At 58.4% G+C, this 24,255-nt stretch carries 20 protein-coding genes; 13 read left to right on the top strand and 7 right to left on the bottom strand.

Translation table 11 applies throughout. The features are described 5' to 3' along the window. Positions 1-79 precede the first annotated feature (79 nt). Entirely contained in the window at positions 80-388 is a 309-nt protein-coding gene (locus tag IPP95_05985) for a septum formation initiator family protein (protein QQS73767.1), read from the top strand. On the opposite strand, the gene IPP95_05990 is transcribed toward IPP95_05985, so the two are convergent. From IPP95_05990 to IPP95_06005, 4 genes are all read right to left on the bottom strand, one after another. Continuing rightward, positions 389-3,196: a TonB-dependent receptor gene (locus tag IPP95_05990; GenBank protein ID QQS73768.1), complete on the bottom strand. Its 2,808-nt coding sequence runs from the start codon at positions 3,194-3,196 to the stop codon at positions 389-391. It abuts the gene before it with no gap. Between the two features lie 142 nt (positions 3,197-3,338). Next, entirely contained in the window at positions 3,339-4,220 is an 882-nt protein-coding gene (locus tag IPP95_05995) for a hypothetical protein (protein QQS73769.1), read from the bottom strand. 81 nt (positions 4,221-4,301) lie between these two features. Continuing rightward, entirely contained in the window at positions 4,302-4,772 is a 471-nt protein-coding gene (locus IPP95_06000) for a peptidylprolyl isomerase (GenBank protein QQS73770.1), read from the bottom strand. Between the two features lie 89 nt (positions 4,773-4,861). Next, complete coding sequence (locus tag IPP95_06005; protein ID QQS73771.1) at positions 4,862-6,394, bottom strand: CotH kinase family protein; 1,533 nt, start codon at positions 6,392-6,394, stop codon at positions 4,862-4,864. A gap of 121 nt (positions 6,395-6,515) precedes the next feature. On the opposite strand from IPP95_06005, the gene scpA reads away from it, so the two are divergent. From scpA to IPP95_06045, 8 genes are all read left to right on the top strand, one after another. Continuing rightward, on the top strand, positions 6,516-9,716 hold the full coding sequence (gene scpA / locus IPP95_06010) for a methylmalonyl-CoA mutase (GenBank protein QQS73772.1): 3,201 nt from the start codon (positions 6,516-6,518) through the stop codon (positions 9,714-9,716). Between the two features lie 52 nt (positions 9,717-9,768). After that, complete coding sequence (locus IPP95_06015) at positions 9,769-10,308, top strand: transposase (protein ID QQS73773.1); 540 nt, start codon at positions 9,769-9,771, stop codon at positions 10,306-10,308. A gap of 25 nt (positions 10,309-10,333) precedes the next feature. Further along, positions 10,334-10,882, top strand: a complete 549-nt coding sequence (locus IPP95_06020) for a hypothetical protein (protein QQS73774.1) — start codon at positions 10,334-10,336, stop codon at positions 10,880-10,882. Positions 10,883-11,288: 406 nt separating this feature from the next. Further along, positions 11,289-11,648, top strand: coding sequence for a helix-turn-helix domain-containing protein (locus IPP95_06025; GenBank protein ID QQS73775.1), 360 nt, complete (start codon positions 11,289-11,291; stop codon positions 11,646-11,648). Then, positions 11,642-12,952 (top strand): type II toxin-antitoxin system HipA family toxin, encoded by a 1,311-nt coding sequence (locus IPP95_06030; GenBank protein QQS73776.1) that lies wholly within the window; start codon positions 11,642-11,644, stop codon positions 12,950-12,952. The genes IPP95_06025 and IPP95_06030 overlap by 7 nt, the downstream gene beginning before the upstream one ends. 20 nt (positions 12,953-12,972) lie before the next feature. Beyond that, positions 12,973-13,608 carry a DUF523 domain-containing protein gene (locus tag IPP95_06035; protein ID QQS73777.1) on the top strand — a complete coding sequence of 212 codons (636 nt, stop codon included), beginning with the start codon at positions 12,973-12,975 and terminating at the stop codon, positions 13,606-13,608. 103 nt (positions 13,609-13,711) lie between these two features. Beyond that, entirely contained in the window at positions 13,712-14,530 is an 819-nt protein-coding gene (gene panB / locus IPP95_06040; protein QQS73778.1) for a 3-methyl-2-oxobutanoate hydroxymethyltransferase, read from the top strand. Beyond that, complete coding sequence (locus IPP95_06045; GenBank protein QQS73779.1) at positions 14,517-15,182, top strand: RluA family pseudouridine synthase; 666 nt, start codon at positions 14,517-14,519, stop codon at positions 15,180-15,182. Before panB ends, IPP95_06045 begins: the two co-directional genes overlap by 14 nt. 14 nt (positions 15,183-15,196) lie before the next feature. Here IPP95_06045 and priA read toward each other — a convergent pair whose 3' ends face one another. Further along, on the bottom strand, positions 15,197-17,653 hold the full coding sequence (gene priA, locus IPP95_06050) for a primosomal protein N' (protein QQS73780.1): 2,457 nt from the start codon (positions 17,651-17,653) through the stop codon (positions 15,197-15,199). A 203-nt stretch (positions 17,654-17,856) separates the two neighbouring features. Here priA and IPP95_06055 point away from each other — a divergent pair, with 203 nt between their 5' ends. The 3 genes from IPP95_06055 (at position 17,857) to IPP95_06065 (ending at position 22,337) form a co-directional block, all read left to right on the top strand. Beyond that, positions 17,857-18,747 (top strand): hypothetical protein, encoded by an 891-nt coding sequence (locus tag IPP95_06055; protein QQS73781.1) that lies wholly within the window; start codon positions 17,857-17,859, stop codon positions 18,745-18,747. 2 nt (positions 18,748-18,749) lie between these two features. After that, on the top strand, positions 18,750-19,169 hold the full coding sequence (locus IPP95_06060) for a hypothetical protein (protein ID QQS73782.1): 420 nt from the start codon (positions 18,750-18,752) through the stop codon (positions 19,167-19,169). Positions 19,170-19,259: 90 nt separating this feature from the next. Then, positions 19,260-22,337 (top strand): ATP-binding cassette domain-containing protein, encoded by a 3,078-nt coding sequence (locus IPP95_06065; protein ID QQS73783.1) that lies wholly within the window; start codon positions 19,260-19,262, stop codon positions 22,335-22,337. A gap of 8 nt (positions 22,338-22,345) precedes the next feature. Here the strand turns inward: IPP95_06065 and IPP95_06070 are convergent, their stop codons facing one another. Then, positions 22,346-22,738, bottom strand: a complete 393-nt coding sequence (locus IPP95_06070; GenBank protein QQS73784.1) for a DUF1987 domain-containing protein — start codon at positions 22,736-22,738, stop codon at positions 22,346-22,348. Positions 22,739-22,750: 12 nt separating this feature from the next. Then, on the bottom strand, positions 22,751-23,308 hold the full coding sequence (locus IPP95_06075) for a hypothetical protein (GenBank protein QQS73785.1): 558 nt from the start codon (positions 23,306-23,308) through the stop codon (positions 22,751-22,753). A 231-nt stretch (positions 23,309-23,539) separates the two neighbouring features. On the opposite strand from IPP95_06075, the gene IPP95_06080 reads away from it, so the two are divergent. Further along, positions 23,540-24,247, top strand: a complete 708-nt coding sequence (locus IPP95_06080; GenBank protein ID QQS73786.1) for a ZIP family metal transporter — start codon at positions 23,540-23,542, stop codon at positions 24,245-24,247. Positions 24,248-24,255: the final 8 nt, after the last annotated feature.

Genomic DNA, 24,255 nt, shown 5'->3' on the forward strand with positions numbered 1-24,255 from the left:
CTCGCGATCAACGATCGATCGTTGATCGGATGCAATGGAGGCGGTACGGTCCGCGTTGCTTCCTACAGAACTTCACGCCGTGAAAGACAAGGTCCTCCGTTTCGTGCCTAAAATGCTGCGCAACCGCTATGGTGCGGGCGTGCTCGTGCTGCTGCTTTGGATCTGCCTGTTCGCGGACTACGACCTCTACACCATGCTGAAACTGCGCCATCAACTAGGGCAGATGCAGGAACAACGCGACCGCTATGCGGAGGATATCGCCACTACGCGCGAGCAGCTTCACGAGCTCAATAGCGATCAGGCGCTTCTGGAGAAGTTCGCCCGGGAGAAATACCTGATGAAGCGCGACAACGAGGACATTTTTGTACTCGTGCCAAAGAAGAAGTGATCAATGTGGCGGCGGGCCACCTCCGGGTGGAGGCCCCCAGTCCCCGCGCCGACCATCGGGGGGGCCTTCCGGAAGTGGCTCTTCCGCAGAGCCCTTGAAGGCCCGCAGGTTAAAACGCAAGCTGAACATCACGTAGCGCTGGAGCATGTTCGTTACTGTGTTCTGGATGTAGGTGTCGCCAACATCGCGCGTTACGCTCACATTGCGGCCCAGAATGTCGTAGGCTGAAACCCGGAATTCCAGCGCGTCATCCTTCAGGAACTTGTGGCCGATCGCGGCGTTCCACACCAACGCGTCCTGATCATACGCAGCGCCAAGGCCGATGTATTGCTGGTAGTTCACCTCATTCTCAAGCACCCAGCCTTTCAGTCCGCTCAAAGTAAGCTTGCCTGTGAGCTGCCCTTGGTAGTAGCTGTTGTCCAAGGAGGGGCGCAAGTCGCTTTTGGCGGTGTTGAAGTTGGCCGTATACCCGACGCGGAAATCCACGCCTTGGCTGATGTTACTGCCGAGCACGGTGCCCAAATTCCAGTTGGTGTTCCAGGTGAGGCTTTTGGCGCCGTTCACTTCGCCGGGCAACCGCTCGACACTTCCTCCGCCGTTCAAGTTCAGGTTGCTCTTGAGAAAGGTGACCGGGAAACCGTAGTTCGCGAAAGCTTGGGCGGACACATAGCCATCAAGGTTCTTTGGTAGGGTGAGCTGTGCACCCGCTGGCAACACCGTTCCGTCCGCCAAGGTGCTGTCGGTCTGCGGTGCGAAAGTCACGTTGCTGATCCGCCCCGGTTGGCTCTGGAGGGCTAGCAGCGCAAAGAAGGGCCGTGTCTTCGCGCTGTCCAAGGTATTAAAACGCATGGTCAGTGAATGCTGGTAGCTCTGGTCAAGGGTGATGTTCCCGGTGGTCAAGTTCAGTGGATCGGTGTTGTCCACCACGGTCTGTAATTGACTGATGGACGGCGTGTTCACGCTGGTGCGATAGAAGAGGCGCAGGCGCGTGGTCTTGCTCCAGTTCCGGCTTAACATGGCGTTGGGCAACAGGTTGGTGTAGCTGCGGTCCACGGTGAGCGCATAAGGATAGGTCTCTTCACTGTGCATGTTACTGCCTTGGCCGTCCAGCCCGACATTGAACATGTAGCCGGTGCCGCGGTAGCGATAACTCACACCTCCTCGCAATGTCTGGATGGTGTTCTCCGCTTTGTTGCTCAATAGGGCGTTCATCAGTTCATCACCGCTGTCCGGATCAATATCATAGGTAAACTTCTCCGCGTTGCTCAGTTGGATGGACGGCGCCAGCGACAGTTGGACCTGACCATGCCTGCTCACCGGCTCCGTGTAGTTCAGCCGCAAGCCGTGGTTCTGTGTGAAATTGTCCCCGGTGGAGCGTTGGTCGATCGTGGAGGCGATGGCCGAAGTGTCCATGAGGAAACTGTTGTCCGCCAGCAGTGTTCCCGTGCTGTTCTGACCGGACAGTGAGGTGTTGAGGCTCGCGCTGAAGGTGCGGCCCCGCTTGGCAAACCGGTGGCGAAATAGCAGCGAGTTGCTGAAATTCAGCCCATCCCGGCGAGCATAGCTTTCGTTATCCGTGGCACTCAATTGCAGGCTATCGGCATTGAGCACGTTGGACAGTTGCGCATTGTCCGAGGTATTCCGCTGGAACCCAAAATTCGGTGTGATGATGAGCGAGTTCGCGCTGTCGAGCTGGGTCTCGATGCGGAAGCTGAAGCGATGGTTGAAATTATCGGTCGTTTGATCATTGGCACTGTTGGTGACCTGTGCACTGGTATCACTGAGGAAGGTGGTCCGCTCACTGTTCGAGGTATTGATGCTGCGCTGCTGATTAAAGAAATAGCTGCCGGTAACCTTCGTCTTTCCGATCTGGTCGCTATAATTGAGGCCGATGGCATTGGTAGTGTTGATGCCCGGCTGGCTCCCAACGAGGAAGTTGTTCGCGCTGTTCCCCCTGCCACTTCCGCCACGGCCACCACTGCTTCCGGAGGAAACGCCGACGAGGTCCTGCGCGGAAAAATTCTGCTGGTTCATGTTGTTGCTCTGGCCCAGCAGGCTGAGCCTTCGCACACCGTTGAACCAGTTCAGCGAGAGGCTTCCGGCATAGCGGTCGTCCGTTCCGTAGCCGAGGCTGGCATTGCCGAACACGCCGTGGTTCATGCCCTTCTTGGTCACGATATTCAACGTCTTCTCGCTGTTGCCATCGTCGAAGCCGGTGAATTGCGCCTGATCACTGAGTTTATCGAAGACCTGCACTTTGTCGATCACCTCCGCGGGCAGGTTCTTCAAGGCGATCGAGGCGTCATCCCCGAAGAACGCCGTTCCGTCCACCAGCACACGTTTCACGGCTTCGCCTTGCGCCTTGATGGTGCCGTTATCGTTGGTAATGCCGGGCATCTTCGAAATAAGGTCCTCGGCCGTGGCGTCGGGGTTCACCTTGTAAGCCCCGGCATTGAAGATGGTGGTATCGCCCTGCTGCTCGGCGCGGGCCTGTGTGGCCACCTTCTCCACGGCCTTCAACTCGGTAGTGGAGGTGTTTAGCCGCAAGGCGACCCCGGATCGGTCCGCAGCGACGTTCACCGGTTGTTCCAACAGCGCGTAGCCCACGAAGCTGGCCCGAAGGCGATAGTCCCCCGGACTGATCGCATTAAAGTTGAAGTTGCCATCATCATCCGTTATCGCATTGCGCCGCTGGGTGGTATCACGGGCATTGATCAGCAGCACAGAGGCCCCCGGGAGCGTGGTGCCATCGTCCTTGTCGAAAACGGTACCCGAAAGTTGAAAGGTCTGGGCCTGCAAGTTTTGCAACAAAAACAGGGCGATAAGTATGCCCGTCAACCGGAGTTTGATCATAGAGGTGATGGGCCTGTTTTGCATGTAGTTCGGCGCCTGGCAAGCCGCATGCCACATTCTATGGGAACACGATGATGATGCTCTGGAATAGGAAACCTTATGGACGGAAAGCGAGCTTGACCTTCAAGCGGAACGACGCCGGCATTTCTGCTGAAGCACTATCACCGTGGCCGCCACCACCAAGCCCTCCTCGGCTTCCTCCGCCGTTTCTCCCACCGCCGCCATGTCCACCGCCCATGCCTCCGCTCTCTCCCATATCACCGGTGGAGCCCATCCCTGAGCCGCTTCGCTCACGCTGCTCATGCGTATCCCCACCGTCAGTGGAAGCATTCACAGTGACCCGGATGCTCCATGCCTTCAACGTATCGGCGGCGATGATCTCGCGCCCGAGGATAGAGCGGAACGGCACCCGGACATCATAGGTGGCCACATCCATCGAATCCATATCGAAATGTGCTTGGATACCGGCTTCACCACTGGCCGCATGCGCCCCGTCCGGCAGACCCTTGAACCCTAGCGTGTTCAGCCGCATGTTCATCCCGGCCGTGTTCATGTGGTGCCCGGCCTGTGTGCTCCCTCTTCCTCGCCCTCCTTGGGCCTGACCCGCGCCACCGGTGTGCTCATTGTGCGTCGGCAATGGGAACTCGATCGTGGAGCCTCCCTTTTTCTTGCCAAGGGTGTCGATGGTTAGCACCATGCCCATCTGTACCATACGCCGCGCCATCGCGGGATCGGCACCACGGACGGTGACCAGCAGAGCATTGCCATCGTTGTGGAACGCGTACGCCAGCTTGGTGCCGCGGTCGTAATAGCGCATCATGCCGTGCGAGGGCCGTAATGCCGCGGTATCCAAGCGCCAATCGCTGTGGATGACATTCTTTTGGGCAAAGGCTGCACAGGGCAGCACGACCAATGCGATCAACAAGGATCGGACGGCATAGTTGTGGCGGTTCGGCATCTGTGTAGAAAAGACCGCCATGCCCGGCCACGGTTTAATCCGTTTGGGAACGTTAACAGTAGCGGCACTTCCACTGCTGCAACTCAAGAATGGCCTTTAGGATCAATGCTGATGTCCGCCTTCCCCATGTACATGCCCGTGGGAAAGCTCTTCGGCCGTGGCCTCACGCACATCGGTCACCTCCACATCAAAGTTGAGCGTTACGCCGGCCAGCGGATGGTTGCCGTCCACAAGCACCTGTCCGTCCTTCACCTCCCGGATCGTCACCACGCTGTGCTCGCCAGCTTGGAACTGCATACCCTCCTCCACTTTCTGCCCGCCGAAGTTGTCCAAGGGCACTTTTTGCAAGAGGTCCTTGTTGACCTCACCGTAGCCCCGCTCCGGAGCGATGACAGCCTTGAACTTGTCACCTTTGCCCTTGCCCTCCATTTGGGATTCCAGGCCGGGGACGATCATACCGACGCCTTGGAGATAAGTGAACGGTTCGCGCCCATCGCTGCTGTCTAAGACGGTACCGTCGTTGTCCGTGAGCTTGTAATGGAAAGAGACCACGGAGTTCTTGGAAATGTTCATGCTTTGCTTGCTTTTACCGGTTCTTTTTAGGCGGTGCAAAACTAATTCCCTCATCCGGGATCGCAAGGCTCTTCACTCATCCACATCGCTCAGTTCTTCACCACCCGGACGGCCCGTTGCCCGGAAGCCCCCGTCACAGTGAGCATATAGACGCCGCCCGCCAACCCGGAAAGATCGATGCTCTTGCCCGAACAACTCACCGGCATGGACCGGCCCAAAGCATCCAGCAAACGCAGATCTTCACCGGAATAGCCCGTGGGAAGGATGACGTTCAGTACATCCGTGACGGGATTCGGATACACGCTGAGTTGGACGGGACTTCTCAACTCCTGAACACCCACCGAGCTGCAATCCAAGGCATTGCTCAGGTAGTTCGAGCGTGCCGTGATGAAGGACTTCAGCCCATATATGGTGCCACCACCGGGGCCACCGCCCACGTTGATGTCGTTGTTGATGTTGGCCAAAAATTGGGCGGTGGTGTATTGCTTGTGTACATCGGCGGTCACATGCGATTCGATCAAGGTCTTTATAAGATCGATCTGCGGGTCCAGTTGAGCATTGGTAAAATCATCCAGCACCGTGCAGTAGGCCTCAACGTAGTCAGCGTAGAGTGCAGGCACGCCCATGAGTTTCGTCATCAACGGGCGTGAGGATGCCACATAGTCGGGTGCCAGGTTCTCCAGGTTTCCACTGCCCGGACCACCAGTGTAAGATCCGAAGGCCTCGTTCCCATCCCACTTGATCCAGTTCCATGTGAACGTGGTGGCGTCGTGATAGATGTAGTAGTTGCGCGCCGAATTGATGTAGCTGTCCAAGTTGGCGAAGAGGTTGTCCAAGGCCAGTGACCGCAGCATCGGCTGCCACTCCCACTGGGCGGGGAATTGCGTAACCAGATCCGCATTGGGAGAGGTGTTGAGCATTTGCACTAAAGCGATCAAGTCGCTCCAGTCGTTCTCTGTCTCATTGGTCTTCAGTTCATAGCGATCATAGTAGCTGGTGGGATCATCGCCGTAGTAGGCCAGATCAGCAGCGGTACCGCCCCCGGATCCGAAATTGTCACCGGCCTTGAAGAGGTTCCCGTCGTTATCGTCCACCCAACGGTCCAGGAAGTTCTTGTCCACCGCTTCCACCATATCGTAGAATCCCCAGAAGGTGCCGTTCATATACACGTTCGCATATACCACACGCGGTGCCAACACGCCTTGCGACCGGGCATAGTCGAAGAAGAGCTTATCCCGCATGAACGTGGGGTCCTTGAAGCAGTTGTTGAAATGCACCTTCGTCATACCGTGGTACTTCTGCCCACTGACGTTGTCATTGAAATCGATCTTGAAGCTCTTCTTATTGCCCGGATGGCCGTAGCTGCTATTCCCTTTCAGGTCCACCTCCACTTGGGGATAAGCATGTTCCCCGGTGTTGTCCGTGATCGTCACGTCGGCGGTGAGGGTCGCACCCAGATCGGCGACGTAATCCGCAGTGAGGGTGGACCAAAAGTCCGTGTCAGCGAACGTAAGATCAATGGTGACCACCTGGTCGGTATTGAAAAGACTGTCGCTGGGAGCGGATTGTGCGAATGCCGATCCCGCCAAGAGGATAGCTGCGAAAAGGGATGTGGATCTCATGGAAGGAAGACAGCGATCGGTTTGGGATTATCGGCCGGAACAACGGCCTTGCAACACGGGTTGGACGACACTTCCCCCGAACTCCTTCGGTGATCCAGATCCAACCCCGAACTTCGCCACGATGTCCAAAGGAACCCTCTTTGCCGATTTCCCTGCGTTGGATGCCGCCGCGTGGGAAACCCTTATCCTGAAAGAGCTCAAGGGTAAAGCACCCCAGAGCATCGCCGTCACCGTTGAAAGCGGCACCGTGCTGCGCCCTTTCGCCACGGCGGAAAACGCCGCGAACACCAACGAAATGCGCCGTGGCATTAAGCGAACGGGCAACGGATGGCGCATGACCACCGACCTGCGGAAAGCACGCCCCAGCACAAACCAACTGCTGTTGGAGGACCTCATGGGCGGCGCGGATTCAGCCGTGCTTTCCGGAGCCGGTGAAGATGTCTCCAAGGACCTCGCGGATGTGCTCTTTGCCGGTGTAGACCTGCAATTCACGGATGGCACACCGGCCTTGGTGCTTTGGCTGTTGCGCGAAGCGGAACGGCAGCGCGTAAAGTCGACCGAGCTGTATTGCTGTGCTGGCCTTCCGCTGGAAGAAGACGCGCGCGCATTGCGTTCAGCGGTGGAAGCCTATCCGCACTTCCGGCTGTTCAATATCCCGGCCGCCGACCATTCCCTTCCAGCCACGAAGGCCGCCGTTCAGCAAGGCAAACAATTGATCGAGCGCCTTCTCCTACAGGGCTTCACCATTGACGATGCGGCTGCGCGGATCCAGTTCAAGCTGCCCTTGGGTGATGACCTGTTCACAGAGATAGCGCGTTTGCGGGCATTCAGGGCGACATGGGCGGAGGTGGTCTCCGGGTTCAACCCCGAGCATGCCTGCTCGCAGAACACTTGGTTGCAGGCGAAGGTGCGCTATCCCGCGGACGGCGAAGGCCACACGGATATCATCCGCGTCACGTTGCAAGCGGTAAGTGCTGTCGTAGCAGGTTGCGACGGATTGACCATTTCGCCGCCACAGATCCCCGAAGGCGAAGGGTTGGCGCGTCGTGTAGTGCGGAACATCCATCACCTATTGAAGGACGAAGGCTTTTTAGCGCGCGTGGCAGATCCGGTGGGCGGAGCGTATATCGTGGAGGAACTCACAGCAGTTTTCGCGGGCGAATTAGCCATGAGCCACAAGCCTCAAGCCACAAGCTCGACCGAAGCACAGCTTGTGGCTGATGGCTTGAAGCTTGAAGCTGAAATTCCGAACCGGGAAGAAATTCCACTAAAATCCTACTACACGGCTTCGGACACAAAAGGCATGGAACACATCCGCTTTGGCGCGGGTGCTCCACCCTACCTGCGTGGCCCCTACGCCAGCATGTACACCATCCGTCCGTGGACCATCCGGCAGTACGCAGGGTTCAGCACGGCGGAAGCGAGCAACGCCTTTTACCGTCGCAACCTTGCCGCTGGACAGATGGGATTGAGCGTCGCCTTCGATCTGGCCACGCACCGCGGATACGACAGCGACCACCCGCGCGTAACGGGCGATGTGGGCAAGGCCGGTGTGGCCATCAGCAGCGTGGAGGACATGAAGATCCTCTTCGACCAGATCCCGCTGGACAAGATGAGCGTGAGCATGACCATGAACGGCGCGGTGCTGCCCATCATGGCCTTCTTCATCGTCGCTGCGGAAGAACAAGGTGTTGCCCGGGAACTGCTGCAAGGCACCATCCAGAATGACATCCTGAAAGAGTTCATGGTGCGCAATACCTACATCTATCCGCCTGCGCCGAGCATGCGCATCGTGGGCGATATCTTCAGCTATTGCGCGAAGAAGATGCCCAAGTTCAATTGCATCAGCATCAGCGGCTACCACATGCATGAGGCCGGCGCCCCTGCAGATCTGGAGCTCGCCTACACGCTTGCTGATGGCATCGAGTATGTCCGGACCGGCATCGCGGCCGGCATGGAAGTCGATGAGTTCGCGGGAAGGCTCAGCTTCTTCTGGGGCATCGGCATGGACCTTTTTATGGAAGTGGCCAAAATGCGCGCAGGCCGAATACTCTGGGCGAAAATGCTGAAAGAGGTCGGCGCGAAAGACGCGAAGAGCCTCGCACTCCGCACGCACTGCCAGACCAGCGGATGGAGCCTCACCGCGCAGGATCCGTTCAACAACATCGCGCGCACCACCGTGGAAGCCTTGGCAGCAGTGCTCGGCGGAACGCAAAGCCTGCACACCAACTCGCTCGACGAGGCCATCGCGCTACCCACCGATTTCAGTGCCAAGATCGCCCGCGACACGCAGCTCTACTTGCAGAAAAACAGCGGCATCACACAGTTCATTGATCCGCTCGGTGGCAGCTACTACCTCGAAAGTCTCACAAATGAACTGGTACACAAAGCATGGGCACGGATCAAGGAAGTGGAAGAACTCGGCGGCATGAGCAAGGCCATCGAAACGGGCCTTCCGAAGATGCGCATCGAAGAAGCCGCCGCGAAACGCCAAGCCCGCATCGACACCGGCAAGGACCACATCATCGGCGTGAATGCCTTTGTGACGGAAGATGAAACCGAAATGGAACTGCTTGAAGTGGACAACACGGCGGTGCGGGAATCGCAGGTGGCTCGATTGAAGCAGGTCCGCGCGAGCCGGGATGAGAGCGCGGTCCGAAATGCCTTGAAGGAGCTGACGGATGCTGCCGCCCAGCCGGACAACCGACAACTGACAACCAACAACTTGCTGGAATTGGCAGTGACCGCAGCACGAGCCCGAGCCACCCTTGGTGAGATAAGCGATGCACTAGAACTCGTCTTCGGCCGATACAAAGCCACCACCCGCGCCATCAGCGGCATCTATGCAGCGGAAGCCATGAACGACCCCGAGATGAAAGAGGCCATGCGCCTCACCGATGAATTCGCCAAGCAGGAAGGCCGCCGCCCGCGCATCCTCGTGGCCAAGATGGGCCAGGACGGACACGACCGCGGCGCCAAGGTGATCGCCACCAGCTTCGCCGACATCGGCTTCGACGTGGACATCGGCCCACTTTTTCAAACCCCACAGGAAGTGGCGAAGCAGGCCATCGAGAACGATGTGCATGTGCTCGGCATCAGCAGCCTCGCGGGTGGACACAAAACACTCGTACCCGAGGTGATCAAAGAACTGCGCGACACCTACCACCGCAGCGACATCCTCGTGGTGGCCGGCGGCGTGATACCACCGAACGACTACGAATTCCTCAAGCAGGCCGGCTGCTTCGATGTATTCGGGCCGGGGACGAAGATCCCGAAGGCGGCGGGGGGGATCATAGCTCGCCTAATGAAGCGCAGGTCTTGATCGAAGCACCTGTACCGTCGACCCATTGGGTCGACAACACCCCCCACTCCGAATGGCCGCGATCTTCCACAAACACCCGCGCCTTCGGGATCGCGATTACACGCAGGGCGCATACTTCGTGACACTATGCACCAAACCGCGCCGCGAATTATTCGGGCGGATCACGGGCTTGGGAAAGAATGCCATGATGGAATTGAACGACGTAGGCCAAATCGTGGACGAATGCTGGCGCGGGATACCGGAACATTTCCCTCACGCACATCTGGATCAAACGCAGATCATGCCGGATCATCTGCATGCGATCCTGATCCTGGCACCGCAGATCGCACCTGTACCGTCGACCCAATGGGTCGACCCTACAGATGCCATTGGCCGAGCCCGCGCGCATCCGAACGGCCCCAAACGCGGATCATTGGGCGCGATCATCGGTGCATTCAAATCCGTGACGACTAAACGCATCAATTCGGCAACCGGGAACACGGGCAGAACCATTTGGCAGTACGGCTACTTCGAACGCGCCATCCGCCGCAATGGCGGGGAATACGGACGCATTTCGCAATACATTGCGGAAAATCCGGCGAACTGGCGATGATTACACGGCACGGCAAGCGATTACGATGGGCTTCGGATTCAATCTGCTATTCTTTCCGATGCTGCTTCTCAGTGGCATTGTTTGCATTGTATGGTTCCTGCTAACTCCGGCTGATCGTCGACCAGCGACACTCGCAAGTATCGCTCTGCTGTATGCCACCGGGTTCATTGGGTTGGTAGTGATCTTTTTGTTGGGCATGTGGAACGAGGCCCGGCATGCCCCCATCCAACCCACACGGGCCGACATCATCGGCACGTATCGTATTGACCGGGACATGTTCCCCGGGCTCCAAGCAGATTGGCAATATGAGCACTATCGAATCCTTATCACCGATCAAGACTCTGTGGTCTTGGAGGTACTTGACCATGAGAAGGTCATCAGGCGATTTTCACGAGCGTTCGAACAAGTCCCTGTATCTGGCCTACTGCACTACCGTTGGCAGTTCACGAATGATGCTGATAGCCTGACCCATCACATCATTGCGACCGAACCCGTCATGTACCGCCAACACTCAAGCTATTACTATGTATTCCATTCCCGTCGTTACGGCAACATGTTCTTCCGCAAGGAGTGAACTTTCACTGTGGACGTGTTTCGCGTGACGGATTGCAGCGGAAAGCCCGCAAGCGAGGAGGAACGACGAGTGCGGACTTGGGCCCCTCGACTTCGCTCAGGCTAATCTCCAAGCCGGGCCCGCCTGTTTTTGATGCGGGGCACGCCCAACTACTGATCAGAAGATCGGGCGATCAGAAAATCAGATAATGCGGTAAGTGACTTCGTCCTCTCAGGGCTTCGATCTTCTGACCTTCTCATTGCCTGACCGTTCAATCACTTTTGTTGCCTTATGACATCATACAATGGCATATTTAACATCTATGATGCTTATTCACATCTATACAAGAGGACCAGATCGACAAGAAATGCGTATACTTGTGGTGTGAAAGCAGCGTTACTTAACTAAATCGGACGATACGATGGCTATGAACAACATCAACTGGAAGGTCCTGAAGGACGAAAAAGTGGTGATGCAGCTCGGCAAAGAGCTGCGCCGCATGCGTCTGAGCAGCAACATCAGCCAGGCCGAGGTAGCCAAGCGCGCAGGCCTGGACCGCACCACCGTGGTGAAACTGGAAGCCGGTCGCGCCGCTACACTGCTCACCGTGGTGCAGGTGCTGCGCGCCATGGACCGGCTGGATGCGCTGGACGGCTTCCACGAGGAACCGCAACTAACGCCCTATCAAGTGGTGGAGCAACAGGAGAAATACTTGGCGAAGCAGCGCAAACGCGCCTCGCGCAAGAAGCCCACCATCGTTCCACCAAAACCGAAAAGCACATGGTAACGCATGCGAACGTGATGTTGTGGGGCCAAACTGTTGGCTTGGTGATCTGGGACGACCGCCTGCACCGTGCACAGTTCCAATACGACCGCGATTTCGCCAACGGCAACCTGAACGTGGCCCCGGTGATGATGCCGCTCTCGAAAGCGAAAGGCGGCGATGCCGTGTTCACCTTCGGGAACCTGCGTGATGACACGTTCAAAGGTCTGCCGGGGCTGCTCGCAGATAGTCTTCCGGACCGCTTTGGAAATCAGCTACTGAACGCTTGGCTCCAGAGCCAGAACCGCGATCTTGGTACGGAAAACCCGGTGGAACGCTTGTGCTACCTCGGCCATCGCGGCATGGGCGCATTGGAATTCGAGCCTGCGCATGGCGAACTTCAAGCAAGCAGCGAAGCCTTGCAGGTGGATGAGCTCGTACGTGTGGCGCGCAACGTGGTGCAGCAGAAGGAAGCCTTTGCCACCAGCCGGAAGAAGGGCGACCAGGAAGCGTTGCTGGACATCATCCAAGTGGGCACTTCGGCGGGTGGTGCGCGGGCCAAGGCGATCGTGGCTTTCAACTCGAAAACGGGCGAAGTACGGAGCGGGCAAATTGATGGCCTGAAGGATTTTTCCTACTGCCTGATCAAGTTCGATGGCGTGACCAACGTCGTGCTGGGCGACCCGAAAGGCTATGGCCGCATTGAGTATGCATACTACCTGATGGCGCGCGCCTCCGGGATCGAGATGATGCCGTGCCGCCTGCTGGAAGAAAATGGCCGAGCGCATTTTCTTACACAGCGCTTCGATCGCGTCGTGGATGATGAAGGCAAGACACACCGCCTGCACATGGCCACGCTATGCGGCATCGCGCACATGGATTTCAACGACCCGCTGGCACACAGCTATGAGCAAGCCTTCGCAGTGATGCGCTTATTGAGCCTTCCGTATCCCGCCGCTGTTGAGCTATTCCGCCGGATGTGCTTCAACGTGATCGCCCGCAACTGCGACGATCACACGAAAAACACCTCGTTCCTGATGGACCCGCAGGGCGATTGGTACTTGGCCCCGGCCTACGACATGACCTTCGCCTACGACCCGAAGAACCTTTGGCTGCACCAACACCAGATGAGCCTCAACGGCAAGCGCAGCGACATCACACGCGCGGACCTGTTAACGGTGGCCAAGGAGATGAGCATCAAGAAGGCCGACGCGATCATTGACGAAGTGGTGGCCGGTGTGAAGACGTGGAGGAAGTGCGCGAAGAAGGCGGAAATGGACCCTGATCAGGTGGAAGCGATCAAGGGCCTGCATCTGTTGAAGCTCTGAAAGCCGCATACCTTGTTGGCATGGAACGCCCGAAGCACCTTCCCATGCCCAACTTCTTCATGGAACGTTCCCGACCTACGGCTAAAAAGCCATTGGTGGTGCTGATCAGCGCTTGTCTGGGTGGCGTGCATTGCGGCGTGGACGGCAGCACCAACGGTGATCACACGGACCTCCGGAGCTGGCTTTTCCGGCAAGAGGTGCGCATCGTGAAATTCTGCCCGGAGGACTTTTCCTTCGGTACACCTCGCATGACACCGGACAGCCACGACGGCAATGGGTTCGATGTGCTGGACGGCAATGCACGGTCCTTGGCCGAAGACGGCACGGATTGGACCGATGGCATGGTGAAGGCCGCTTATGCGATGAGGGACCTGGCCTTGCATGAAGGTGTTGAATTGGCCGTATTGATGGATATGAGCGGCGCCTGTGGCAGCACCGTGACCTATTCCGGCTCCCGCTTTGCCACGGACAAGGTCTACCAGAAAGGTCCGGGCGTTGCCGCTGCCGCATTGATCCGGGCCGGTATTCCGGTGATCTCCCAACGGGATGACCGGTCGCTGCGATACTTGCGGGATCTATTGGACGGCACGACCACGGAAGGGATCGAGCGTGATCATTGGGAAAAGGAGTGGTACCAGAAGTATTTCAGTAGTTGAGCGAAGAAGCTCTCCCCGGCCATTCCCTCCGCAGCCGTGCAGAACGATCCATGAACCACGCCCAGCGCAAGGCACATAGCTTTGCCCACCTATCCATATTGAGATGAGCAGCGCGATCAAGGACATCAAACGGGTGACCACCCACACCTTGCAGGACATGAAACAGAAAGGCGTGCCGATCGCGATGATCACCGCCTACGACTTCTCCATGGCCCGCCTGCTGGACGGTGCAGGCGTGGACGTCATCCTCGTCGGTGACAGCGCCAGCAACGTGATGGCCGGCCACGAGACCACCTTACCGATCACGCTGGACCAGATGATCTATCACGCGGGCAGCGTGGTACGCGGTTCTTCGCGGGCGTTGGTGGTGGTGGACCTGCCCTTCGGCACCTACCAGGGCAACTCCAAGGGAGCGCTCAATTCGGCCATCCGGATCATGAAGGAAAGCGGTGCCCATGCGGTGAAGTTGGAAGGCGGCGCAGAAGTGTTGGACAGTGTGGAGCGTATCCTCACTGCCGGCATCCCGGTGATGGGGCATCTGGGCCTCACACCACAGAGCATCTACAAGTTCGGCACCTACGTGGTGCGCGCCAAGGAGGAAGAAGAAGCAGACCGATTGCGCCGTGATGCCAAGCTCTTGGAAGAGGCCGGTTGTTTCGCGCTGGTGCTGGAGAAGATCCCGGCCAAGCTCGCCGAGGAAGTGGCCAAGAGCATTTCGATCCCGGTGATCGGCATTGGCGCCGGCGGGGGTGTGGATGGACAGGTGTTGGTGATGCATGACATGCTGGGGATCACGCAGGAGTTCAACCCGCGCTTCCTGCGGCGCTATGCCGACCTGAACACGGTGATCACCGAGGCGGTGGAGCACTACGTGAAGGATGTGCGTTCATCGGATTTCCCCAGCCCCGATGAGCAATACTGAGCCCGTGTCGTTCAAGCCCCTTTTCCAAGACGAATTTCTGGTGCTGGTGGACAAGCCACCAGGGATCCCCGTGCAGCCGGACCGGACCGGGGATGTTAGCCTAATGCAACTGATGCAGGCCCAGTTCCCCGGTGTGATCCTAGGTTCCCCGCATCGTTTGGACCGCCCGGTAAGCGGTGTGACCCTGTTCACATTAAGCGCCCCGGCCTTACGTGCCATGGACACGCTCTTCCGCGAAAAACACGTGGAGAAGATCTACTTGGCGATCGTGGAGGGAAAGACCGCGTCAAAAGGCGAGCTGGACCATAAGCTCAGCCACGCAGGTGGCACCCGGAAGGCGAAGGTGTCCGAAGCGGATGGCGACAGCAATGCTCGGTTACGCTTCACCACGCGTGCCGTGGGCGAACGTTTTTCACTGCTGGAGGTAGTGCCCGAGGGCGGTGCGTTCCACCAGATCCGAGCACAGTTGGGTGCTGCCGGGCATCCCATCAAAGGCGATGTGAAATACGGCGCGCGACGTGGTGAGCCCGATCGCAGCATCGCATTGCACGCGTGGCGGATGCGCTTCATTCATCCCATCACCGGCAAGACCATGGACATCGCAGCACCGATGCCCACCCGCTCGATCTGGCCCGCGCTGCTGGCATTATAGAAAGACCGGACAGCTTATAGCGGATCCACGTCCACCTGCAGCTGCACGGAACGGTGCGGGGCCTCGGCGAAGACCTGGTCGATCACGTCGCGCAAAAAAGCCTTCTCCGCGCGGTAATTCTTCCGCTCCAGCTTCAGGAGCAATACCCGAAGGTGCTTGTCGCGCACCCTGGCCACGGTGGGCGGCTCCGGCCCCAGCACGCGGTCGCCAAGCGAACTCCTAAGCGCATCCGCCAAGGCCTGTGCCGTGGCTTGCGTCCGGCCTTCATCGCGGTGTTTCAACACGATCCGCACCATGCGGCTGAACGGTGGATAGCCGTGGGCTTGGCGTAGTGGCAGTTCCCGCTCGTACATCCCGTCCACATCATGCTTGGCCACGAGGTCGATCAACGGATGATGGATGTCGCGCCCTTGGATGAACACAGTTCCAGGGTCACGTTTTCTGCCGCTTCTTCCCGCCACCTGGGCCATCAGTTGGAAAGCGCGTTCATGGGCGCGCAGGTCGGGGAAGCGCATCAGGTTGTCCGCGTTCAGGATCCCCACTATCGTCACCTGGTCGAAATCAAGCCCTTTGGTCACCATCTGCGTACCCACGAGGATATCGATCGCGCCCTCTCCGAAGCGGGACAAGAGCCGCTCGAAGCCGTGCTTGCCCCGTGTGGTGTCCTGGTCCATCCGTGCCACGCGCGCATCCGGCAGCAACAAGGCCAGCTCTTCCTCCACCTTCTCCGTGCCAAGCCCGACCATCCGCAACCGATTGCTTCCACAAGCGGCACAACTGGTGGGCGGGGTGTAGCGCCTTCCGCAGTAGTGGCAGCGCAGGCCATGATCGCGTTTGTGGTAGGTGAGGCTCACATCGCAGTGGTCGCATTCCGGCACCCAGCCACAGGTCTCACACTGCCAGGCAGGGACATATCCGCGCCTGTTCTGGAAAATGATGACTTGCTCTTTCCGGGCTAAAGCCTGCTCGATGGCCGTGATCAAGGTGTCCGAGAAGTTGCCACGCATCTGTTTGCGCTTCTGCTTGTCCGCGAGGTCCACTTTCACAATGGTCGGCAAGGCCGCGTCTCCGAAACGCACGCGCAAGGCTGCGAAGCCATATTTGCCGTTCCGTGCGTTGTAGAGACTTTCCAAACTGGGCGTGGCCGAACCCAGAAGCACTTTGGCGCTATGCAAGCCCGCCAGAACCAAGGCCATGTCGCGGGCATTGTAGCGTGGGGCGGGGTCGTGCTGCTTGTAGCTGGGGTCGTGCTCCTCGTCCACGACCACCAAACCCAGCCGGTGATAAGGCAGAAAGAGCGCCGACCGTGCGCCCACCACCACCGGATGTGTTTCTGGATCACGCAACATACGCATCCAAAGCTCCGTGCGTTCACGTTGTGAAAGGCGGGAATGGAACACGGCCACCCGTTCGCCGAACCGCACCCGCAACCGTGCAATGATCTGCGTGGTCAGGGCGATCTCCGGCAACAGGTAGAGCACATGTTCACCGCGTTGTAGCACCTCATCGATCAACTCCATGTACAGCTCGGTCTTGCCCGAGGCGGTGACGCCATGGAGGAGGACCGTCCCTTTCTCTTCAAAAGAGGACCGTACTTCCGCCAAGGCCTTCGATTGGGCTTCGGAAAGCACCGAGGCGGGCTTGCGGACGGCTTCATCGGAAGGAACTCCCGCAGGGCGTTCCTCGATCATGAACACCCCTTTTTCACACAGCCGGCTCAGTTCCGCAGCACTGGCATCGCTCCGCTTTAGCAGCTCGTCCCGCCTCACCTCGCGCGGATCATCGCTCAGGCAGCGGCTCAGTTCAATGTAGCGCATCAGCAGGTGCAATTGCTTTGGCGCACGCTCCAGCGTATCGAACCAATGGTGAAGGGCTTCCTCGCTGCGGGCGTCCGGGGACAGGCGCACATATCGCTCCATGCGGGGCTTATAAGTGTCCTTCAGTTCCTCCGCAAGCATCAGGGCGCCCGCGTCCATCAGCTTCTTGATCACGCGCATGGGGTCCTTCAGCCCGATCAGCTCGCCGGCCTCTTGCAAGCTCAGCTCATGGCGCCGTTCCATGGCATCGAGCAGGATGTCGCGCTTGTTATCACCGGTCCATGCCGGGGATGTTCCGGGTGCCGCGACCAGCCGCGTGCTGCTGCTGAGCACCAGCGGGCCGGGCATGGCAGCAAGCATCACCTCGCCCAGCGTACACATGTAATGCTCACTGATGGCCTGCCAGAGCGCGAGTTGTTCCTCCGTGGCCACCGGGGCCTCGTCCAAGACTTCCAAGATGGGCCGCGCGATACGGCCTTCCGGGAGCTTCCCATGCGTCCGAAGCACCAGACCGCTGTACATCTTGCGCCCCCTGCCGAAGGCCGCCACCACACGGATCCCGGCGGTTACGCGACCCGCCAACGCCTCAGGCACTTCATAGGTGAAGACGCCAGGTACGGCCAAGGGCAGGATAATGTCGGCGTAGGTGGGCAAGCTCGTAAAGTAACGTGCAAGTTTACCCCACCTCCGACGTGGCGGCCGGAGAACGCGTATCCGAACCGAAAGTCGCGGGGCTTCTCGATTTTCGGACATTCACGGGTAGCTCTGTTGAAAACTGCTGGCCCGGCCGGGTCTTGCGCGGCCCAGCCGGTCTAATTTCGTCCCCTGTGAACTTCCCAACACTTGAATTTTCCACGATGACGGTGCGCTACACATCCAAATGGGCCGCGGCCATGACCACGGCACTGCTGCTGGCCGCCTGCGGTGGCGGCGGCAATACTGACCAAGTGAAGGCGACCGCCGATACACTGAGCACCGCCACTGACGGCGCCGGCCTGGTCGTGGTGGGCAACAAGCTCTTCAGCATCCCTTCCCCGGTGCAGACGGCCCTGCTGATCCGAGAACTGGGCCTGCCGTATAACAACAGCCTGCCATTGTCCACGGACAGTCTCGCCCGCTTCACTACCAAGGAAAAGCAGGCGTTGGCCATGGGCATTTGCGGCGCGGACCTGGCTTATGTCACCATTCACAAGGATGGCCAACGCTCCTTGAAGACCCTGAAGGCGATCGAACAGCTCAGCGGCCAGCTCAACCTGTCCAACGCCTTCGACAAGGACCTGATGGAGGGTTTCAAGAAGAACATCAACAACCAGGACAGCTTGCTCCGGTTCACGGGCAAGGCTTTCCGGGCCGCGGACATGTACCTGAAGAACGACCAGCGGAACGATGTTTCCGCGGGCGTGCTCGCCGGCGGGTGGATCGAAGGCCTTTATCTCACTCTGGGCTCAACCGGTGAAAAGGTCGACCCCAAGATCGCCGGCCGCATCGCTGAGCAGCGACACACACTGGACAACCTTATCGCCCTGTTGAAGCAGAACAACGGCTCGTCCGCCTTGGTGGATTCCCTGCAGGATTTGGCCACGGCCTACGAAGCGGTGAAGACGGAATACACCTTCGTACAACCCACGTTGGACGCGGTGAACAAGACCACCTATATCAATAGTGTGAGCAAGGCGGAAGTGCCCTCTGAGGCGTTACAAACGATCATCCGTAAGGTGAGGGCAATCCGTTCCTCCATCATAGCATGACCATGAAAAGGACCATTCTATCGCTTTCACTGATCGTTGGCTTGATCAGCACGGGCGGGGCGTTCGCGCAATGCGACACCATCGCTTCACTATGTGAGAAGAACATCACGGCGGAATACATTCCGGACGGCCAGTTCTACCGGGCCTTGTTGCGGGAGGATGAGGTCGCCGAGTTCAACCTCACCCTCTTCGGCGGCACCACCTATCGCGTTGCGGCATGCAGTGGCACCAGTGATGGCAACCTTATTTTCAGCGTGTACGATAAGGACCGCAACCTGTTGTTCACCAACAAGGAGTTCAACAACGACCCGTATTGGGATCTGGCCGTGGCCAACACCTTGGACGTCACCATCAATGCGGAGCTGGACCCGAGCAAAGCCAACAGCGGCTGCGCCGTCCTCTTGATCGGCTTCAAGAAATAGCATACTTCCCTCCGGAACATTGGAACGGCCCTCGCGTAGAAGAGGGCCGTTCCTGTTTTCGGGCCCGCCCGAAGAGGACGGTTTGGGAAGATGACTGAAAAGATCCTCAAGGCCTTACTGCAGCTCTTCGCGATCATCGCGAAGAGCGAGCGGAACACCGTAGGCGCATCCGCCCATGATGTGGTGAGGCGCTTCCTGTTCCGGCAATTCACGGCACATGCGGCCAAGGAGCACATGATGCTCTTCGAGGCCTACGTTGCCGCCTTCCATAGCAGTGGCGGCAAGAGCGATCGAGGCCGCAAGCGAACGAGCATGAACTCGGTGAAAGTGCTGAAGATCTGCGCCGAGGTGAACGAGGAGCTCAACCAGCGTCAGAAGTTCACCGTGCTCGTCCATTTGCTGGAGCTCATACATGCCCGGGGTGAGCTGCTTGATCAGGAGCGTGATTTCGTGTTCACAGTTGCGGAATCCTTCAATATCGCCAACGCCGAATTCCAGCGGTGCAACGCCTTCGTCCAGGCCGATGGCGCTGCCCAGGAGGACCAGGCCGACCTGCTGTACATCAATGCAGCGACCGGGAATGACGCCACGAATGCCAAACATCTGCATGCCCATGGTCTGGAAGGTGAAATGCGGGTGCTCCACGTGCCCAGTGTTTCCCTCCACCTCTTGCGCTACCTCGGAAAAGGTGAGGTGCGGTTGAGCGGAAAGCAGGTGAATGCGGACCAGGTATACGTCTTGGGGAACGGTGCTTCCCTACGGCAGGCCCATGGCCAACCGATCTATTACAGCGAAATCCTTGCGAGCTTCTTCCAGGACAGCGATCGGGACCGCATCGTTTTCAAGGCCGACGCAATTGAATACCGGTTCCCCAATGGCCGCATCGGCCTGCACGAGCTGCACCTCGCCGAGACCAGCGGCAAGCTTATCGGGATCATGGGCGGCAGTGGAAGCGGCAAGAGCACCCTGCTCAATGTGCTGAACGGGAACCTCAAGCCCTGCAAGGGAACGGTCACCATCAATGGTGTCAACGTCCATACCGACGCTGACCGGATCCGCGGCGTGGTGGGCCACATCAGCCAGGACGACCTGCTGATCGAGGAGCTCACCGTGTTCCAGAACCTGTTCTTCAACGCCAAGCTCTGTTTCGGGGACCAAACGAACGAGGAGATCGGGAGGCGCGTACTGCGTCTGCTACAGAGCCTCGGCCTTTTCGAGAGCAAGGACCTGAAGGTGGGCAGTGCCTTGGACAAGACCATCAGCGGGGGCCAGCGAAAGCGGCTCAATATCGCCTTGGAACTTATCCGCGAACCCAGCGTGCTATTCGTGGACGAACCCACCAGCGGCCTCAGTTCCCGCGATTCGGAGAACATCATGGACCTGTTGAAGGAGCTTGCGCTGAAGGGGCGCATCATCTTCACCGTGATCCACCAGCCTTCATCGGAGATCTTCAAGCTCTTCGACCGCTTGCTGCTGATGGACCAGGAGGGCAACCCCGTGTACTATGGCGATCCGGTGGACGCGGTGGTCTACTTCAAGAAAGTGACCGGGCAGGCGGACAGCGAAATGGGCCAGTGCGAGGCCTGCGGCAACGTGAATCCCGAGCAGATCTTCAACATCCTCGAAGCTAAGATCGTGGACGAGTACGGGCATGAGACCGACCAGCGCCGCATCGGCCCGGACGCTTGGAACGAGGTGTTCCGCGCGCAGATGGAGGTGCGCGTGGCCATGGTGCCCGATGAGGCCCGCGTGCCGAAAAGCACCTTCAAGGCGCCCGGAAAATTGAAGCAGATAGCCGTCTACTTCAAGCGGGACGTGCTCTCCAAATTAGCCAATCGGCAATACGTCCTGATAAACCTGCTGGAAGCCCCGGTGCTGGCGTTCGTCATGGCCTTCTTCCTCCGCTACCGCAGCATCGGTCTGGGTGAGGAGGGCAGCTATGTGTTACGCCACAACGACAACATCCCGCAGTACCTCTTCATCGCGGTGATCGTCTCGTTGTTCCTCGGCCTGTCCGTCGCTGCGGAGGAGATCATCCGCGACCGCAAGATCCTGCAACGGGAAAAGTTCCTTTCGCTCAGTCGGGCGAGCTACCTGCTTAGTAAGATCGGACTACTATTCTCCATCTCAGCTATCCAAACACTTCTGTTCGTCCTGGTGGGCGACACGGTGCTCGGCATGACCGGGATGTGGGCGGAACACTGGCTGGTGCTCTTCTCCACAGCCTGCTTCGCGAACGTTCTGGGCCTCAACGTCAGCGCCAGCTTCAACAGCGCCAAGGTGATCTACATGATGATCCCGGTGCTGATCATCCCGCAGCTGATGTTCAGCGGCATCATCGTCCGCTTCGACAAACTGCATCCTTGGTTCGCTTCGGAGAAGAGCGTACCGTGGATCGGGAACATCATGGCCAGCCGTTGGGCGTATGAGGCACTCGCCGTCTCCCAGTTCACCGACAATGCGTACGAGCGCATCTTCTACGACTTCGACCGCCGCATGAAAACGGCCAACTGGAAGAAAGACCTGTGGGTCCGCGAACTGCTGGAACGCAGTGCCCAAGTGCGCCGCACCGTGGACGGGAAAGGGGACAAGGACGAGAACATGGCCAAGGACCTGGCCCTGATCAAGCATGAGATGGCCAAGGAGATCCAAGGGATGCACGGTCTGGAATTCCCGCATCTCGGCATGCTGGACCCGGCCCATGTGAACACCAAGGTCCTGGATGAATTGAATGCGACATTAGACGTGCTTTCACAGCACTATCGGCACACTTACCGCAATGCTGAACGGGAGAAGGAGGCCCTGATCGGCTCCATGACGGCCACCCCGGAGCTGCGCAAAGCCTATTTCGACCTGCTGGACCGGAACCGCAATGAAAGCCTAGCGGATTTCGTGACCAACAGGAACGATGTGAACTTGATCACCGAGTCCCAAGGAGAACTGGTGCAGAAAAGCGATCCGATCTATGTACGGCCGACGGGGGCCGGATTTTTCGCGGCGCAGTTCTATGCCCCGCTGAAGCGCATCTTCAACTATCCGGCCCCCACCCTTTGGGCCAACGTGATGCTGATCTGGGCCATGACGCTTCTGCTGGCAGCGGCGCTCAAGGTCGATCTGTTCCCGTGGCTGGTGGCCCGGCTGGATCGTGGGGGCGGAACGGGTGAATAAGGCACGGATCACTTCCCGTCCACCTCTTCGATCTGGATCATCTTGAACGGCAGGTTGATGATCGCCTGATAATCCTCTCCCGCCTCCAACATGTCCTCGTCATCGGCCTCATAGTGCCATTCCACGATGACGTCCCCGCCCCTGCTCCGCACCGTTTCGAGCTTCTTGAACAGGTCCAGTATGCACTTGCTGGAGCTGGTGTTGAAATACTCGAGTTGCACGCGCAACCGTGTGTTGGCCTTGGGGCTACGTGCATAATGATCGACCCAGTCGATCAGGGGTTTGTAGAATTCGATCGAATTTTCCGGTATCGAACGGCCACGGAGCTCCAATTGCCCCGTCGCACCGTCAAAATGGACCGTAGGGGTCTTCGGGCTACCGTCAAGGAGAATGTTCGTCATGGTCTGATGAGGTCAGGAGGTCACGTTCACGTTCAGGCTGAAAAACGTATTGTCATTGTCCAAAGGCACGAAACCATATTCCAGCTTCTGCCCGCTTTTCCGGGCGATATCGATGATGCCCAATCCACCGCCGCCCGACTTGGTAAATTTACCGTCACCCAATTTGTTCTTGTACAGTTCACGAAGCTGTTGCGGCTCGCATCCGTTCACATGGTCCAAATGCTGCTTCAGCTCACTCACTTCGGCCTTGGCCATGTAATTGCCGGTCAGCACGGAATACCCGGCGTCCTCATGTGCGATCATCACGACGCCTTGCGGATCATCCGTTCGCTTGCTATCACCGGCCTCGCCGATCGTCCGGCTGTTGTGATGGTAGAGGTTCTGAAGACATTCCATGACCACGTTGAACACACGCTTGCGTACCCTATTATCCGGCTCTGAAGCGTTCATCTTGCGTTCCACAAGGCTTAATAGCGCGCTGATGAGATCCGGAGAGAGGTCGCCTTTGAACGACAACATGATCCGTTGCTTTTCAAGCTCGTCGTACAGATCGAATATGCGGTCCACCATAGGCTGTTCGGGATGGTTCCGATCCCTCTGGCAAAGAAATCGGACAACGGGCAAGGTCCCCGTCCGGCCCAATGTAGTTTTCCACGTAATTGTGAACCCCGAGGCCGTTCACACGACGAACCTTTGCCTTAAAGTATGGGCCAGGGTGATGCAGGGACTAAATTTCGCCCCGATCCGAAAGAAGAATGTAGTTGTTCCTCGACCGGATCATCTGACAGATCGAAATAAGCCATGAGCCCGGTGCTGCTTGCCCTGCTATTTCTCGCGTTGCCATTGGCCGCCGGTGCTTGGGTGCGCTTCAAGGCAACCGATGCTGGCTTCGTAAAGCTCCTTTTGGCCTTCAGTGGGGCCTTTTTGCTGGGCGTGACGGTACTTCACATGCTACCGGAACTATATGAGCGCGACAGCGCCAATGTGGGGCTGTGGCTGTTGGCCGGATTCATGCTTCAGGTGGTCCTGGAGTTCTTCAGCAGGGGTATCGAACACGGCCATGTCCATGTTCATGCGAAATCGAGCCGCACGTTGCCCATCGTTACGCTGCTCAGCCTGTTCATCCACTCATTCACGGAAGGCATGCCTTTCGCGGACCCGCGGGTCGGGGGCGATATCCCTTTCGTTGTCGGCGTGCTGCTCCACAAACTACCCATGGCCATCGCCTTGGCCACCGTTATCCAGCGTTCGGGGGTCCGCACCGGACGGTCGTGGGCCATATTGTCGATTTTCGCGGTGGCCGCGCCGTTGGGGATCCTGTTCGGTCATCTTTTCGGCATGCGCATGGGCGAGGATTTCCTCTCTGCGGCATTGGCCATCGCCATCGGCATGCTGCTGCACATCAGCACCACCATCATTTTTGAATCCACACCGGACCACCGGTTCAATGCAAAACGCTTTATCACGGTGTTGCTCGGGGCCTTGCTGGCCATCCTGACGAGCCACTGAGCCATGCG

Source organism: Flavobacteriales bacterium, assembly GCA_016700415.1.
Lineage (GTDB): Bacteria > Bacteroidota > Bacteroidia > Flavobacteriales_F > PHOS-HE28 > PHOS-HE28.

Bases quoted from the DNA above. Each gene is read 5' to 3' on its own strand.
- IPP95_06075 (QQS73785.1), bottom strand. From the start codon at position 23,308: ATGGTGGACCGCATATTCGATCTGTACGACGAGCTTGAAAAGCAACGG.
- IPP95_06055 (QQS73781.1), top strand. From the start codon at position 17,857: ATGACGGTGCGCTACACATCCAAATGGGCCGCGGCCATGACCACGGCA.
- IPP95_06045 (QQS73779.1), top strand. From the start codon at position 14,517: ATGAGCAATACTGAGCCCGTGTCGTTCAAGCCCCTTTTCCAAGACGAA.
- IPP95_06080 (QQS73786.1), top strand. From the start codon at position 23,540: ATGAGCCCGGTGCTGCTTGCCCTGCTATTTCTCGCGTTGCCATTGGCC.
- IPP95_06030 (QQS73776.1), top strand. From the start codon at position 11,642: ATGGTAACGCATGCGAACGTGATGTTGTGGGGCCAAACTGTTGGCTTG.
- IPP95_06005 (QQS73771.1), bottom strand. From the start codon at position 6,394: ATGAGATCCACATCCCTTTTCGCAGCTATCCTCTTGGCGGGATCGGCA.
- IPP95_06025 (QQS73775.1), top strand. From the start codon at position 11,289: ATGAACAACATCAACTGGAAGGTCCTGAAGGACGAAAAAGTGGTGATG.
- panB (QQS73778.1), top strand. From the start codon at position 13,712: ATGAGCAGCGCGATCAAGGACATCAAACGGGTGACCACCCACACCTTG.
- IPP95_05995 (QQS73769.1), bottom strand. From the start codon at position 4,220: ATGGCGGTCTTTTCTACACAGATGCCGAACCGCCACAACTATGCCGTC.
- IPP95_06020 (QQS73774.1), top strand. From the start codon at position 10,334: ATGGGCTTCGGATTCAATCTGCTATTCTTTCCGATGCTGCTTCTCAGT.
- IPP95_06015 (QQS73773.1), top strand. From the start codon at position 9,769: ATGGCCGCGATCTTCCACAAACACCCGCGCCTTCGGGATCGCGATTAC.
- IPP95_06065 (QQS73783.1), top strand. From the start codon at position 19,260: ATGACTGAAAAGATCCTCAAGGCCTTACTGCAGCTCTTCGCGATCATC.
- IPP95_06060 (QQS73782.1), top strand. From the start codon at position 18,750: ATGAAAAGGACCATTCTATCGCTTTCACTGATCGTTGGCTTGATCAGC.
- IPP95_06035 (QQS73777.1), top strand. From the start codon at position 12,973: ATGGAACGCCCGAAGCACCTTCCCATGCCCAACTTCTTCATGGAACGT.
- scpA (QQS73772.1), top strand. From the start codon at position 6,516: ATGTCCAAAGGAACCCTCTTTGCCGATTTCCCTGCGTTGGATGCCGCC.
- IPP95_06070 (QQS73784.1), bottom strand. From the start codon at position 22,738: ATGACGAACATTCTCCTTGACGGTAGCCCGAAGACCCCTACGGTCCAT.
- IPP95_06000 (QQS73770.1), bottom strand. From the start codon at position 4,772: ATGAACATTTCCAAGAACTCCGTGGTCTCTTTCCATTACAAGCTCACG.